Source organism: Escherichia sp. MOD1-EC4550, from assembly GCF_963876935.1.
GTDB lineage: Bacteria > Pseudomonadota > Gammaproteobacteria > Enterobacterales > Enterobacteriaceae > Escherichia > Escherichia coli_F.
Map to the genome: position 1 here is coordinate 79,944 of NZ_CAWNSE010000008.1, position 14,374 is coordinate 94,317.

Below are 14,374 nucleotides of genomic sequence, written 5' to 3' on the forward strand. Positions count from 1 at the left end.
TTTCATGGAATACAACATGTCTATCAGTTCAGTAATCAAATCATTACAAGATATTATGCGCAAAGATGCCGGTGTGGATGGCGATGCGCAGCGTCTCGGTCAGCTCTCCTGGCTGCTGTTTTTGAAAATCTTCGATGCCCAGGAAGAGGCGCTGGAACTGGAGCAGGATAACTATCAATATCCGATCCCACAGCGTTATTTGTGGCGCAGTTGGGCCGCAAACGCTCAGGGCATTACCGGTGATTCCCTGTTGGAATTCGTTAATGATGATCTGTTCCCGGCGTTGAAAAACCTCACTGCGCCTATCGATAAAAACCCACGCGGATACGTGGTAAAGCAGGCGTTCAGCGATGCCTATAACTATATGAAAAACGGTACGCTACTGCGTCAGGTGATCAACAAGCTGAACGAAATTGACTTTACCAGCGCCAGCGAACGCCATCTGTTTGGTGATATTTACGAACAGATCCTTAAAGATCTGCAATCTGCGGGCAATGCTGGCGAATTCTATACTCCACGCGCCGTCACTCGCTTTATGGTGGATCGCGTTGATCCGAAACTCGGCGAATCCATTATGGACCCGGCCTGCGGTACGGGCGGTTTTCTTGCCTGCGCATTTGATCATGTAAAGAACAAATACGTGAAGAGCGTCGCCGATCATCAGACGCTGCAACAACAGATCCACGGTGTTGAGAAAAAACAGCTTCCGCACCTGCTGGCGACCACCAATATGCTGCTGCACGGCATTGAAGTACCGGTACAAATTCGTCACGACAACACCCTGAACAAACCGCTTTCCTCCTGGGATGAACAACTGGATGTCATTGTTACCAACCCGCCGTTTGGTGGCACGGAAGAAGACGGTATTGAGAAGAACTTTCCGGCAGAGATGCAAACCCGCGAAACGGCGGATCTGTTCCTGCAACTGATTGTGGAAGTACTGGCGAAAAACGGTCGTGCGGCGGTGGTATTGCCGGATGGCACACTATTTGGCGAAGGCGTTAAAACCAAAATCAAAAAGCTACTTACCGAAGAGTGCAACCTGCATACCATCGTGCGTTTACCGAATGGTGTGTTTAACCCCTATACCGGCATTAAAACCAACCTGTTGTTCTTTACCAAAGGTCAGCCAACCAAAGAGATTTGGTTCTATGAGCATCCGTATCCGGCGGGCGTGAAAAACTACAGCAAAACCAAGCCGATGAAGTTTGAAGAGTTTCAGGCGGAGATCGACTGGTGGGGCAACGAGGCCGATGGTTTTGCCAGCCGCGTCGAGAATGAGCAGGCATGGAAAGTCAGCATTGATGACGTGATTGCGCGTAACTTCAATCTGGATATTAAAAACCCACATCAGGCGGAAACCGTTAGCCATGATCCGGACGAACTGTTAGCGCAGTATGCAAAACAGCAGGCGGAGATCCAGACGCTGCGTAATCAACTGCGCGATATTCTTGGCGCTGCGCTGTCTGGCAAGGAGATTAACTGATGAGTGTGGAAAAGCTGATCGTTGATCATATGGAAACCTGGACCTCGGCGTTGCAAACCCGTTCCACCGCCGGGCGCGGCAGTTCCGGTAAAATTGATTTGTATGGCATTAAGAAATTGCGTGAGCTGATTCTGGAACTGGCTGTGCGCGGTAAACTGGTGCCGCAGGATCCGAATGACGAACCAGCGTCGGAGCTGCTTAGAGGAATGAAAAAGCAGCAAGAAGACTTAATTAAAGAAAGAAAGATAAAAAAACCGAAAAAGCTTCCGTCAATAGATGGAACTTTAGAATCAATTTCCGTGCCGCAAGGATGGGAGTTGTGTTATCTGAATGATATTGGCGATTGGGGGGCTGGAGCCACACCAAATCGTACAAATTCTGGATACTACGGTGGAGATATTCCATGGTTTAAATCTGGTGAATTATCTGAAGATTACATAACCGATTCAGAAGAACATATTACAGCATTGGCATTAAAAGAATGTTCCTTACGCTACAACCAGCCTGGGGATGTATTGATTGCAATGTATGGGGCTACAATAGGCAAAACATCAATACTCAACACTCGTTCAACAACTAATCAAGCCGTCTGCGCTTGTACCCCTTTCGATGGTTTATCAAATCAGTATCTGTTGATCTTCCTTAAGGCTAGTAAGAAAGTATTTACAGCCATGGGAGCAGGTGGAGCGCAACCTAATATTTCTAAGGAAAAAATCGTTGCCACCCTGTTTGCATTACCCCCTCTCAATGAACAATTGAGAATTGTAAAAAAGGTCGAGCAACTCATGTCCCTCTGCGACCAACTAGAACAACAATCCCTGACCAGTCTGGACGCACATCAGCAACTGGTTGAAACCCTGTTGGGAACACTTACAGACAGCCAAAACGCCGAGGAACTGGCTGAAAACTGGGCACGTATTAGCGAGCATTTCGACACCCTATTTACCACCGAAGCCAGCGTGGATGCATTAAAACAGACCATTCTGCAACTGGCCGTAATGGGTAAGCTTGTGCCGCAGGATCCGAATGATGAACCAGCCTCTGAACTGCTCAAACGAATTGCGCAGGAAAAAGCACAACTGGTGAAAGAAGGAAAAATAAAAAAACAAAAACCGTTGCCGCCGATTAGCGATGAGGAAAAGCCGTTTGAACTGCCGGAAGGGTGGGAGTGGATTAGACTAGGAAATATTGGTGAAGTTAAAGGGGGCGGAACCCCAAGTAAAAACAATTCTGATTTTTGGAAAGGTAATATTCCATGGGTTTCACCAAAGGATATGAAGGTTAATTACATCTCCAAAAGTCAACTAAATATTTCAAAAGAGGCTGTATTGGAGAGTTCAGTACATCTAATTCCTGAAAATAGTCTTATTTTTGTTGTCCGAGGCATGATTTTAGCCCATACATTCCCCGTAGCAATAACAAAAAAAGAAGTCACTATTAATCAAGATATGAAAGCCATATCAACTAATCAATTAAATACTGATTTTTTAATTTACTTACTTAAAGCAAACGAGACTCGAGTAATATGCTTAGTTGACCGCTCCTCTCATGGCACATGTAAACTTGTTTCAGATAAACTTTTCAATTTGGTTTTACCGTTGCCTCCATTAGAAGAACAATTTCGTATTACAGAACGAATAAATATGCTATTAGCTTATTGTGATAGATTGAAAAATTATATAAACCTAAAAAAACAAACCCAACTGCACCTTGCAGACGCACTCACTGACGCGGCGGTAAACTAATTTACCTGCCCTCGCAAAACCAATAAAGCGGCTAAATAGCCGCTTTATTCACATCACCAAAAATTATATCTCACGCTAATTTTCATCTTATTTTCATTAATTTTTAGCTGGACTTTCCCCATATTTACTGATGATATATACAGGTATTTAGCGCGGTGCGGATGTGCGCCAACACACCCGCACCGCTCATCACAATCACTATTATCGGAGAATAGCAGTTATGACTGACACGCATTCTATTGCACAACCGTTCGAAGCAGAAGTCTCCCCGGCAAATAACCGTCAATTAACCGTGAGTTATGCGAGTCGCTACCCGGATTACAGCCGTATTCCCGCCATCACCCTGAAAGGTCAGTGGCTGGAAGCCGCCGGTTTTGTCACCGGCACGGCGGTAGATGTCAAAGTGATGGAAGGCTGTATTGTCCTCACCGCCCAACCACCCGCCCCCGAAGAGAGCGAACTGATGCAGTCGCTGCGCCAGGTGTGCAAACTGTCAGCGCGTAAACAGAAGCAGGTGCAGGAGTTTATTGGGGTGATTGCCGGTAAACAGAAAGTCGCCTGATACATTGACCCGGTAGCGCCAGTGCTACCGGGTATTATTCGCCACGTTATACCAACGTGCTCTCCATCTGTTTTTCAAATGCCTGACGGATTAATCCCATAATGTAAGGAAGTTGTGCGAGGTCGCTGAAACCAATTTCTACATCGCCATTGCCCCAGCGCTCAACATTTGTCACATCTTTGGCAATACCTTTCGGATCGACCAGTTCATGAAACTGCATATTAAGCGACAATCGCAGTCGGCTTTTTTGCGGCACAACATCAACAAAATTCGTTTCCGCTTTAAACGCAATATAGAGCTTCAATACTTCCTGCGTGATCCCTGCGTCCAGGCGCATAACTTCATCGCTAAGATGATCGAATAACACCCGGCTATGCGAACCATCAGCAAGAAAAGGATAATCACTCAGGCTGTAACTGGTTTTGTTTTCCGGCTGCCCCCGATAAACAGCTAAAACCTCTTCAGGAAGAGAAGGCGCTTGCCAGACCTGAACCGCGAGATCGGCCAGACGATCGGCTCGGGCGTGAATGGCAGCTTCATCCCATTTTTCGCACTGTCCAAGACCGATATTCAAATAAAGCGGGCTATGCTTAAAGCCGTCTTCAATATCGCGTTTTTCCGCGAAAGGTCTGTCACTGTAGCGGGAGTTATAGCGCGTTAAAGTGAGATTCCCCAACGTATGCAACAATTCTTTATGAATACGCTGCCAGTCGCTTCCCAGCTCTTCGCGCCATTTAGCCGACAGATTTTCATTCTGCGGCATAATGTGCTCAATCGTAAACTCTTCCACGCGCTCTCTGCGTTTATCGTTTTCCAGTCGTCGTAACCAGTAGCTGCGACTGCGGAAGTTATAGAGATCGCGAACTTTTAATTCCCGTTTAAATTCATCATCGTTGGGAAAACGACGATATGAAGGCAGGTTCAAAAAATGCACCTGAATACTTTCCAGATATTTTTCTTTATTAATGACTTTATAAAACGTGGCAAATGTCTTGTTCAAAGAATTCGTCGGAATCGCACATACTGCACGGCGGAAAACATAAGATTCAATTAAACGAATTATGCTCAGGAAATCTTCGTGAGACAAATCGCCATTTTTATAGTCATGATAAAGCGCCAGTAAGAAAGGATACGCCACATCGACCTTTAACTCGCGCAAATCCTGAAAAGCCGTGGCAAGCGATTTGTCACTTTCTTTTCCCAATGCCATTGCACAGTAATACTCCGCGTAGATGTGAATATCTTCAACCAGCCGATCTACGCCTTTTTCAGCAACACTCTGGCTGCGGGCATGCAGTTTAAATGCCTCATAGACTTCATCTGTCCGAGGGATCTCCCCCGTTTTTACCGTCAGATAATGACGCATAAAACTGTCAAAATATTCGCTGTAACCTTGCTGACCAAAAGCGACTTCCATTGGACGCCAGTGATCTTCATACAACCGGGTTTGATGCTCTGGTTCGAGGCCCATCAGAATAAAATTGCGCACCAGATCGGCCTGGCTTAACGCCTTACCGGTAGAGTTCATACTTTCAAAAATCAGTTGCGGATTATCCTGGCCACGATTAAGCGCCACATCGACAATTAATAACTTTGCTAACCCTCGACATAAGGGGATCAAGTCATCACCGAGTTTGGCAATTTGCTCATCAAAGAAAGTAAAGTTTTCCATTATTCGATGGGAATAGTTTTCTGGCATTGGTCTTTGTTTTATTAACGCCAGCAAACTGTCTTTATCAGTCTCGGTCAGCAGTAATTTAAATCCTTTCTCGCCGGACTCATAAGGATTGAGCAAATAATAATTACGCAATTTCATTGCCGAAAAGCCATCAAAAACTTCGTCTTCGCCAAGATGGCGCGATAAAGCCTCAATCAGCAACATTGCGGTCGTCAGCCTTTGTTGACCATCAATGACCAGTAACGGAGAAATACCAGAAACCTGATACAACCCCTGCTCAATATAAACAACCGAACCGATAAAATGCGCTGATATATCGTCACGCTTTCCGGCACGAATGATGTCGTCCCAAAGTTGCCGACATTGTTGCCCGGTCCATGAATAGGTGCGTTGATAAATGGGAATAACAAACTGCTGCGAACGTTTTAAAAAATCGAGTAGGCGAGCCTCTGTGGCTTTCATCCTGGCGTCCTTCCGTGAAGCAATAATGACGCAATAATAACCACTTCCTTGTGAAGGTTATAGCGAAATCCGGTTTATCCGCGATGAATTGCCCCCTCACTCCACATCCTCCCTGCGTAACCCAATATCTCTCAACCGCTCATCACTCATCTGCTGTAACACGCGTCGGGTCTGCATTTGCCGCCGCCAACGCCTCACCGCCTGCCAGAGTTGCACCAGGCCGATAAACGGCGCTTTAGCTCTGTTTTCGTGAAATTCCATCTGCTGCCTCCTCATCTTTCAGAGGCTTCATCATCCGCCTTCTGGCAGTTCACAATACAGATGCAAATATTAGTTTTATTTAACATACAGACAGGTTAAAACAACATCTGCATCCGGTTTTTTAGCCTCATCTGTACCGGTTTTTCTCTCTGTATGGTCCAAATAAGGAGTACAGCATGACGCGTTATCAACATCTGGCGACTCTGCTTGCCGAACGGATTGAGCAAGGGCTGTATCGTCACGGGGAGAAATTGCCGTCGGTGCGCAGCTTAAGTCAGGAGCACGGCGTCAGTATCAGCACCGTGCAGCAGGCGTATCAGACGCTGGAGACGATGAAGCTCATCACTCCGCAGCCGCGTTCGGGTTATTTTGTCGCACAACGTAAAGCCCAGCCGCCAGTACCGCCGATGACGCGTCCGGTGCAGCGCCCGGTGGAAATTACCCAGTGGGATCAGGTGCTGGATATGCTGGAGGCGCATAGCGACAGTTCCATTGTTCCGTTAAGCAAAAGCACGCCGGATGTCGAAACGCCCAGCCTGAAACCGCTGTGGCGGGAGCTAAGCCGGGTGGTGCAGCATAATCTGCAAACCGTTCTCGGTTATGACTTGTTAGCCGGTCAGCGAGTATTGCGAGAGCAGATTGCCCGCCTGATGCTCGACAGCGGCTCGGTGGTCACCGCCGATGACATCATCATCACCAGCGGCTGCCATAACTCGATGTCGCTGGCGTTAATGGCAGTGTGTAAACCGGGCGATATTGTCGCGGTCGAATCCCCCTGTTATTACGGTTCGATGCAGATGCTGCGCGGCATGGGCGTGAAAGTGATTGAAATCCCAACCGATCCAGAAACTGGCATCAGCGTTGAAGCGCTGGAACTCGCGCTGGAACAGTGGCCGATTAAAGGCATCATTCTGGTGCCAAACTGCAATAATCCGCTGGGATTTATTATGCCGGAGGCGCGCAAACGGGCCGTTCTCTCTCTCGCACAGCGTCATGATATTGTGATTTTTGAAGATGATGTCTATGGCGAACTGGCAACGGAGTATCCGCGCCCGCGGACCATTCATTCCTGGGATATCGACGGGCGAGTGCTGTTGTGCAGCTCGTTCAGTAAAAGTATTGCACCAGGCCTGCGCGTGGGTTGGGTCGCACCGGGGCGTTATCACGATAAACTGATGCATATGAAATACGCCATCAGCAGCTTTAATGTGCCGTCCACGCAAATGGCGGCGGCAACGTTTGTGCTGGAAGGTCACTATCATCGCCATATCCGGCGGATGCGGCAGATCTATCAGCGCAATTTGGCGCTTTATACCTGCTGGATACGGGAATATTTTCCCTGCGAAATCTGTATTACGCGCCCGAAAGGCGGATTTTTACTGTGGATAGAATTGCCTGAACAGGTCGATATGGTCTGCGTTGCGCGACAGCTGTACCGCATGAAAATCCAGGTGGCGGCAGGCTCGATTTTCTCGGCTTCCGGCAAATACCGTAATTGTCTACGCATCAACTGCGCTTTACCGCTCAGCGAAACCTATCGCGAAGCACTGAAGCAAATTGGCGAGGCCGTGTATCGGGCAATGGAATGAATTCGAAATAGTGGCGAAGCGCCTGATTTCCTCTCACGAATCGCGTGTGACTCGTTTTATCTTTGCAGGGTCATCGTCACGTTCCAGCCTGAATTAAGCAAAGTACGCTTTGTTCATGCCGGATGCGGCGTGAACGCCTTATCCTGCCAACAAACCGCGCAAATTCAATAGATTGTAGAGAAAATGTAGGTCTGATAAGCATAGCGCATCAGGCAGCTTTGCGTTTGTCATCCGTCTCTGATTAGTACTCGATCCATGGATCACGCTTGCTTTCAGGCAAGGGCTGATCTAATGCCTGCATTTGCTCTGCCGAAAGTCCGGTATATCGTTGTATCCATTCAGGATCGGCCCCATTCTGCAACAACAATCGGAGGAGGCTCCGTTCCCCTTCTACTTTCCCTTCTTTCCTCCCCCTCTCCCTTCCCAACAGCCATCCATCATTATGAATTCGCTCTGCAATTGTCATTATTCGCTCCCTGTGGTGTGGCATTCGCCTGGTAAGTTCGCTGATAAACGCCTTAAAACGCGCTTCATCGCCAGTCAGTAAAATGTAATTTAACAGCGCAGTTATCTGGCTGTCATTAGCGCACCCTGTAACCAGTAATACTGCCAGTTGATCAATAAGCCCCATTAGATCGCGCTGGCGAATATGCTTTTGGATCAACTCCAACAGGGCGACTCTGCGGTGTTGCACAATCTCGTCGTCTGGCACGACAGTGATATCCACCAGCGGGAACGCGGCGGTATAAAGCTTCCGTGCGATAGTCGGGTCGGCAAATTCGTCCAGCCAGCACAAAGACCAGGGATAAGGACTACGGCTACCGTGATAAAACAGCATCGGAATGACCAGCGGTAGCGGTCGGCGTTTATCATGCTCTATATGGCGCTGCATCACCGCCATGGCATATCGCATCAGGCGAAAAGCCATGTGAATATCCTCACGGCTCTGATGTTCAATCACCACATAGATATAGCCATCTCCTTTACGGGTCTTTACCGACCACAGAATATCGGAATGTAGCGCCCGCAATTTTTCATCGACAAAGCTGGCAGATTCCAGTTTTAAGCTATCGAGATCGCACAGTTCACGTAAATCTTTAGGTAAGTGAATCTCCATAAAATCCCGCGCAGTGTCAGGGTGCGTGAGAAAGGTTTTAAATAATGCATCATGCGGCGTGCTGGTCGTGAAGTTTGTCATGGCGATCCATCACCTGTTGAAAAAGATGGCCTGACTTTAGCGACTAACAAAACCATTCTCACCCGGCAATTACCCATTCCCCGAGGCGCTTTCCAGGCTATTTTTATTCTTCTGCAAACGATACATTTTTCCGGAAACAGGCTCGCATTTTACATTTCCTGTACCCGGCAGATATTCCCCTTTCCACCGCGCTCTTTTGATTAACCGCAAATTTTAATTACACTTAAGGTGTATATTTTCTATGCAACCCATCAATTAAAGAGGTGTAATGTGCTGATGACTATTTGTAATCGTTATACATTCTGACCCGAAGTCAGAAAGTATTTCTCTGTCTGTGTGTTCACAGGCAGTGTGGTTGATTACATGAAATTCAGTACATTTGCAGTCTCGTTGCCCTTCTCACCTGCCTTTCGTCATTACCGATGGTATTGAATTTCGTTTTCCCCGTTGGGGTTCTCCGGACAAGGAGTTGTTTGTTATGCCACGTTTTTTTGCCCGCCATGCCGCCACGCTGTTTTTCCCGATGGCGTTGATTTTGTATGACTTTGCCGCGTATCTGTCGACGGATCTGATCCAGCCTGGGATCATTAATGTGGTCCGTGATTTTAACGCCGATGTCAGTCTGGCCCCGGCTGCCGTCAGTCTCTATCTCGCTGGCGGTATGGCGTTACAGTGGCTGCTGGGGCCGCTCTCCGACAGAATTGGCCGCAGGCCGGTGCTGATTACCGGGGCGCTAATTTTTACCCTTGCCTGCGCCGCGACAATGTTCACAACGTCTATGACACAGTTTCTTATCGCGCGTGCAATTCAGGGCACCAGTATCTGTTTTATTGCCACCGTTGGTTATGTCACGGTGCAGGAAGCGTTCGGGCAGACAAAAGGGATCAAGTTGATGGCGATTATCACCTCCATCGTACTGATTGCGCCAATTATCGGCCCGCTTTCCGGCGCAGCTCTGATGCACTTTGTGCACTGGAAAGTCCTTTTTGCCATCATTGCGATTATGGGTTTTATCTCATTTGTTGGCTTACTGCTGGCGATGCCAGAGACAGTGAAGCGCGGCGCGGTTCCGTTTAGCGCCAAAAGCGTATTACGCGATTTTCATAATGTCTTTTGCAACCGTCTGTTCCTCTTTGGCGCAGCAACCATCTCTTTAAGCTATATCCCGATGATGAGCTGGGTGGCTGTCTCGCCGGTGATCCTGATTGACGCAGGCGGCTTAACAACTACGCAGTTCGCCTGGACACAGGTTCCGGTATTCGGTGCGGTGATTGTCGCGAATGCCATCGTGGCGCGTTTTGTTAAAGATCCGACCGAACCGCGGTTTATCTGGCGTGCCGTACCTATTCAACTGGTCGGCCTCGCTCTGTTGATTGTAGGCAATCTGCTGTCGCCGCATGTCTGGCTGTGGTCGGTGCTGGGCACCAGTCTGTATGCTTTCGGGATTGGTTTGATTTTTCCGACCTTATTCCGCTTTACGCTGTTTTCCAATAACTTACCGAAAGGGACCGTCTCCGCATCGCTAAATATGGTGATCCTGATGGTGATGTCTGTCTCGGTCGAAATCGGCCGCTGGCTATGGTTTAACGGCGGTCGCTTGCCGTTTCATCTGTTAGCCGTTGTGGCGGGCGTTATCGTCGTTTTCACCCTGGCGGGATTGCTCAATCGCGTGCGCCAGCATCAGGCAGCCGAGCTAGTGGAGGAGCAGTGATTTTTGCGCGATCCTGCCGTCAGGCTCTATTCTTAACGTTATGAATAAACTCATCGAACTCAGACGCGCCAAAAGGTTGGCGCTCTCTTTACTGCTTATCGCCGCTGCTACCTTTGTCGTTACGCTGTTTTTGCCGCCCAATTTTTGGGTGAGCGGCGTGAAGGCGATTGCTGAAGCGGCGATGGTCGGCGCGCTGGCTGACTGGTTTGCGGTGGTGGCGCTATTTCGCCGCGTGCCGATTCCGATTATTTCTCGTCATACGGCGATTATCCCGCGTAATAAAGACAGGATTGGTGAAAATCTCGGCCAGTTCGTGCAGGAAAAATTTCTCGATACCCAGTCGCTGGTGGCATTGATTCGACGTCACGAACCGGCGTTGTTGATTGGCAACTGGTTTAGTCAGCCGGAAAACGCCCGCCGCGTTGGTCAGCATCTGTTGCAGATCATGAGCGGTTTTCTTGAACTGACCGATGATGCGCGCATTCAGCGCCTGCTTAAGCGCGCAGTCCATCGGGCGATTGATAAGGTCGATCTTTCTGGCACCAGTGCACTGATGCTGGAAAGCATGACTAAAAACGATCGCCATCAGGTGCTGCTGGATACGCTGATCGCACAGTTGATCGCCCTGCTTCAGCGCGATAAATCGCGCAAGTTTATCGCCCAGCAAATTGTTCGCTGGCTGGAGAGCGAGCATCCACTGAAAGCCAAAATTCTCCCCACAGAATGGCTGGGCGAACATAGCGCGGAGTTAGTTTCTGACGCGGTGAATTCTTTGCTTGATGATATTAGTCGCGATCGTGCGCATCAGATCCGCCATGCGTTTGATCGCGCCACCTTCGCCCTGATCGACAAGCTGAAAAACGATCCGGAAATGGCAGCGCGAGCCGATGCCGTAAAAAGCTATCTGAAAGAAGATGAAGCTTTTAACCGCTATCTCAGTGAATTGTGGGGGGATTTACGGGAATGGCTGAAAGCGGATATCAACAGCGAAGATTCTCGTGTGAAAGAACGTATCGCGCGGGCGGGGCAATGGTTTGGCGAAACGTTAATTGCCGATGATGCCTTGCGGGCGTCGTTAAATGGTCATCTGGAACAAGCCGCGCACCGCGTTGCGCCTGAGTTTTCCGCATTCCTGACGCGCCACATCAGCGATACGGTAAAAAGCTGGGATGCCAGGGATATGTCGCGGCAAATCGAGTTAAATATCGGCAAAGATCTGCAGTTTATTCGTGTTAACGGTACGCTGGTTGGCGGATGTATTGGGCTGATTTTATATTTGCTGTCGCAGCTCCCGGCCTTGTTTCCCCTCGGCAATTTTTAGAAATCCATGAAAAACTAAGTGGCTAACCGCGAGAGAGATCAAATAAACCACACTAAAAGAATGGTAATAATGTGGCCTCTTTTCATTATCTCCCGTGGTACGGGGAAGGAAAATCATGTCACTTGTCACCGATCTACCCGCCATTTTCGCTCAGTTCTCTGAAGCTCGCCAGAAAGGCTTTCTCACCGTCATGGTTCTCAAGGAGCGCGGCATTCCGCTGGTTGGCACCTACTGCACCTTTATGCCGCAAGAGATCCCGATGGCAGCCGGCGCGGTTGTGGTTTCGCTCTGTTCCACCTCTGATGAAACCATTGAAGAAGCCGAGAAAGATCTGCCGCGCAACCTCTGCCCGCTGATTAAAAGCAGCTATGGCTTCGGCAAAACCGATAAATGCCCCTACTTCTACTTTTCTGATCTGGTGGTCGGTGAAACCACCTGCGACGGCAAAAAGAAAATGTATGAATACATGGCGGAGTTTAAGCCCGTTCATGTGATGCAATTGCCCAACAGCGTTAAGGACGATGCCTCACGCGCGTTATGGAAAGCAGAAATGCTGCGCTTGCAAAAAACGGTAGAAGAACGTTTTGGGCACGAGATTAGCGAAGATGCTCTGCGCGATGCCATTGCGCTGAAAAACCGCGAACGTCGCGCACTGGCCAATTTTTATCATCTTGGGCAGTTAGATCCTCCAGCGCTTAGCGGCAGCGACATTCTGAAAGTGGTCTACGGCGCAACCTTCCGGTTCGATAAAGAGGCGTTGGTTGACGAACTGGATGCAATGACCGCCCGCGTTCGTCAGCAGTGGGAAGAAGGCCAGCGACTGGACCCGCGTCCACGCATTTTAATCACCGGCTGCCCAATTGGCGGCGCAGCAGAGAAAGTGGTGCGCGCGATTGAAGAGAATGGCGGCTGGGTTGTCGGTTATGAAAACTGCACCGGGGCAAAAGCGACCGAGCAATGCGTGGCAGAAACGGGCGATGTCTACGACGCGCTGGCGGATAAATATCTGGCGATTGGCTGCTCCTGTGTTTCGCCGAACGATCAGCGCCTGCAAATGCTCAGCCAGATGGTGGAAGAATATCAGGTCGATGGCGTAGTTGATGTGATTTTGCAGGCGTGCCATACCTACGCGGTGGAATCGCTGGCGATTAAACGTCATGTGCGTCAGCAGCACAACATTCCTTATATCGCTATTGAAACAGACTACTCCACCTCAGATGTCGGGCAGCTCAGCACCCGTGTCGCGGCCTTTATTGAGATGCTGTAAGGAGTGGCAGTGGCATATTCGATTGGCATTGATTCCGGCTCAACCGCCACCAAAGGGATCTTACTGGCAGACGGCGTGATTACGCGCCGTTTCCTCGTTCCAACACCCTTTCGCCCGGCAACAGCAATTACTGAAGCCTGGGAAACTCTGCGCGAAGGGTTAGAAACAACGCCGTTTCTGACGCTCACCGGCTACGGGCGACAACTGGTGGATTTTGCCGATAAACAGGTGACGGAAATCTCCTGTCACGGGCTGGGCGCTCGGTTTCTTGCGCCAGCAACGCGCGGGGTAATTGACATCGGCGGTCAGGACAGCAAAGTGATTCAGCTTGATGACGACGGTAACCTGTGCGATTTCCTGATGAATGACAAATGCGCGGCGGGCACCGGGCGTTTCCTGGAGGTGATCTCGCGCACGCTTGGCACCAGCGTCGAGCAACTCGACAGCATTACCGAAAATGTCACGCCGCACGCCATCACGAGTATGTGTACGGTGTTTGCCGAATCAGAAGTGATCAGCCTGCGCTCAGCGGGCGTCGCGCCAGAAGCGATTCTCGCTGGAGTGATTAACGCGATGGCGCGGCGGAGTGCCAATTTCATTGCTCGTCTCTCCTGTGAAGCGCCGATTCTGTTTACTGGTGGCGTTAGTCATTGCCAGACGTTTGCCCGGATGTTGGAAACTCACCTGGGAATGCCGGTAAATACCCATCCTGATGCGCAATTTGCTGGCGCAATTGGCGCGGCGGTAATTGGTCAACGAGTGTGGACACGCCGATGAAAGAGTTTTTATTTTTGTTTCACTCCACGGTCGGCGTCATACAAACCCGCAAGGCGTTGCAGGCAGCGGGCATGACTTTTCGCGTCAGCGATATTCCCCGTGATTTACGCGGCGGCTGCGGGTTATGCATTTGGCTGACCTGTCCCCCCGGCGAGGAAATACAATGGATGATCCCTGGGCAGACCGAAGCGATATATTGCCAGCAGGGCAGCGACTGGCAGTGCGTGGTGCATTACGATTCAGAAGCGTCAACCAGGCAATAAGACCTTTAAATATAACGCCCGGATATTTGGCTGCATATAATCCTGCATGAAGGA

General features: G+C 49.4%; 12 protein-coding genes and 1 pseudogene. 9 read left to right on the forward strand and 4 right to left on the reverse strand.

Translation table 11 applies throughout. The features are described from left to right. Nucleotides 1-16 precede the first annotated feature (16 nt). The 3 genes from AACU19_RS04965 (at nucleotide 17) to symE (ending at nucleotide 3,793) form a co-directional block, all read left to right on the forward strand. Nucleotides 17-1,486: a type I restriction-modification system subunit M gene (locus AACU19_RS04965; protein ID WP_105278751.1), complete on the forward strand. Its 1,470-nt coding sequence runs from the start codon at nucleotides 17-19 to the stop codon at nucleotides 1,484-1,486. Further along, the gene (locus AACU19_RS04970; protein ID WP_105278752.1) at nucleotides 1,486-3,231 is read left to right on the forward strand and encodes a restriction endonuclease subunit S; all 1,746 of its coding nucleotides are present in this window, start codon (nucleotides 1,486-1,488) and stop codon (nucleotides 3,229-3,231) included. The genes AACU19_RS04965 and AACU19_RS04970 overlap by 1 nt, the downstream gene beginning before the upstream one ends. Nucleotides 3,232-3,451: 220 nt before the next feature. Continuing rightward, a complete protein-coding gene (symE, locus tag AACU19_RS04975; protein ID WP_039020406.1) occupies nucleotides 3,452-3,793 on the forward strand; it encodes an endoribonuclease SymE in 342 nt (113 codons plus the stop codon). Nucleotides 3,794-3,839: 46 nt separating this feature from the next. On the opposite strand, the gene AACU19_RS04980 is transcribed toward symE, so the two are convergent. The 3 genes and pseudogenes from AACU19_RS04980 to AACU19_RS23690 all read right to left on the reverse strand — a co-directional run bounded on the left by AACU19_RS04980 (nucleotide 3,840) and on the right by AACU19_RS23690 (nucleotide 6,194). After that, nucleotides 3,840-5,003 (reverse strand): GmrSD restriction endonuclease domain-containing protein, encoded by a 1,164-nt coding sequence (locus AACU19_RS04980; protein ID WP_241957772.1) that lies wholly within the window; start codon nucleotides 5,001-5,003, stop codon nucleotides 3,840-3,842. 276 nt (nucleotides 5,004-5,279) lie between these two features. Further along, a pseudogene (locus AACU19_RS04985) lies at nucleotides 5,280-5,933 on the reverse strand (DUF262 domain-containing protein); the annotation flags it as partial. Nucleotides 5,934-6,029: 96 nt separating this feature from the next. Continuing rightward, nucleotides 6,030-6,194 (reverse strand): DUF1127 domain-containing protein, encoded by a 165-nt coding sequence (locus AACU19_RS23690; protein ID WP_000394281.1) that lies wholly within the window; start codon nucleotides 6,192-6,194, stop codon nucleotides 6,030-6,032. Between the two features lie 176 nt (nucleotides 6,195-6,370). On the opposite strand from AACU19_RS23690, the gene AACU19_RS04995 reads away from it, so the two are divergent. Then, nucleotides 6,371-7,783, forward strand: coding sequence for an aminotransferase-like domain-containing protein (locus AACU19_RS04995; RefSeq protein WP_105278753.1), 1,413 nt, complete (start codon nucleotides 6,371-6,373; stop codon nucleotides 7,781-7,783). Between the two features lie 241 nt (nucleotides 7,784-8,024). Here the strand turns inward: AACU19_RS04995 and AACU19_RS05000 are convergent, their stop codons facing one another. Further along, the gene (locus tag AACU19_RS05000) at nucleotides 8,025-8,981 is read right to left on the reverse strand and encodes an Rpn family recombination-promoting nuclease/putative transposase (protein ID WP_105268513.1); all 957 of its coding nucleotides are present in this window, start codon (nucleotides 8,979-8,981) and stop codon (nucleotides 8,025-8,027) included. 478 nt (nucleotides 8,982-9,459) lie between these two features. Between AACU19_RS05000 and mdtM the strand changes: the two genes are divergently transcribed. From mdtM to AACU19_RS05025, 5 genes are all read left to right on the forward strand, one after another. Then, nucleotides 9,460-10,692 carry a multidrug efflux MFS transporter MdtM gene (gene mdtM / locus AACU19_RS05005; protein WP_105278754.1) on the forward strand — a complete coding sequence of 411 codons (1,233 nt, stop codon included), beginning with the start codon at nucleotides 9,460-9,462 and terminating at the stop codon, nucleotides 10,690-10,692. A 40-nt stretch (nucleotides 10,693-10,732) separates the two neighbouring features. Beyond that, nucleotides 10,733-12,013 carry a DUF445 domain-containing protein gene (locus AACU19_RS05010; RefSeq protein WP_001037416.1) on the forward strand — a complete coding sequence of 427 codons (1,281 nt, stop codon included), beginning with the start codon at nucleotides 10,733-10,735 and terminating at the stop codon, nucleotides 12,011-12,013. A gap of 115 nt (nucleotides 12,014-12,128) precedes the next feature. Continuing rightward, complete coding sequence (locus AACU19_RS05015; protein ID WP_105278755.1) at nucleotides 12,129-13,280, forward strand: double-cubane-cluster-containing anaerobic reductase; 1,152 nt, start codon at nucleotides 12,129-12,131, stop codon at nucleotides 13,278-13,280. A gap of 9 nt (nucleotides 13,281-13,289) precedes the next feature. Continuing rightward, nucleotides 13,290-14,057, forward strand: a complete 768-nt coding sequence (gene yjiL, locus AACU19_RS05020) for a putative 2-hydroxyacyl-CoA dehydratase activator YjiL (protein WP_105278756.1) — start codon at nucleotides 13,290-13,292, stop codon at nucleotides 14,055-14,057. Then, nucleotides 14,054-14,320, forward strand: a complete 267-nt coding sequence (locus AACU19_RS05025; protein ID WP_105278757.1) for a DUF3343 domain-containing protein — start codon at nucleotides 14,054-14,056, stop codon at nucleotides 14,318-14,320. The genes yjiL and AACU19_RS05025 overlap by 4 nt, the downstream gene beginning before the upstream one ends. The last annotated feature ends 54 nt before the right edge of the window (nucleotides 14,321-14,374 follow it).

What these genes read in the sequence shown, in the direction of transcription:
- AACU19_RS04965 (WP_105278751.1), top strand. Translation starts at nt 17, where the DNA reads ATGTCTATCAGTTCAGTAATCAAATCATTACAAGATATTATGCGCAAA.
- AACU19_RS04970 (WP_105278752.1), top strand. Translation starts at nt 1,486, where the DNA reads ATGAGTGTGGAAAAGCTGATCGTTGATCATATGGAAACCTGGACCTCG.
- symE (WP_039020406.1), top strand. Translation starts at nt 3,452, where the DNA reads ATGACTGACACGCATTCTATTGCACAACCGTTCGAAGCAGAAGTCTCC.
- AACU19_RS04980 (WP_241957772.1), bottom strand. Translation starts at nt 5,003, where the DNA reads ATGGCATTGGGAAAAGAAAGTGACAAATCGCTTGCCACGGCTTTTCAG.
- AACU19_RS23690 (WP_000394281.1), bottom strand. Translation starts at nt 6,194, where the DNA reads ATGGAATTTCACGAAAACAGAGCTAAAGCGCCGTTTATCGGCCTGGTG.
- AACU19_RS04995 (WP_105278753.1), top strand. Translation starts at nt 6,371, where the DNA reads ATGACGCGTTATCAACATCTGGCGACTCTGCTTGCCGAACGGATTGAG.
- AACU19_RS05000 (WP_105268513.1), bottom strand. Translation starts at nt 8,981, where the DNA reads ATGACAAACTTCACGACCAGCACGCCGCATGATGCATTATTTAAAACC.
- mdtM (WP_105278754.1), top strand. Translation starts at nt 9,460, where the DNA reads ATGCCACGTTTTTTTGCCCGCCATGCCGCCACGCTGTTTTTCCCGATG.
- AACU19_RS05010 (WP_001037416.1), top strand. Translation starts at nt 10,733, where the DNA reads ATGAATAAACTCATCGAACTCAGACGCGCCAAAAGGTTGGCGCTCTCT.
- AACU19_RS05015 (WP_105278755.1), top strand. Translation starts at nt 12,129, where the DNA reads ATGTCACTTGTCACCGATCTACCCGCCATTTTCGCTCAGTTCTCTGAA.
- AACU19_RS05025 (WP_105278757.1), top strand. Translation starts at nt 14,054, where the DNA reads ATGAAAGAGTTTTTATTTTTGTTTCACTCCACGGTCGGCGTCATACAA.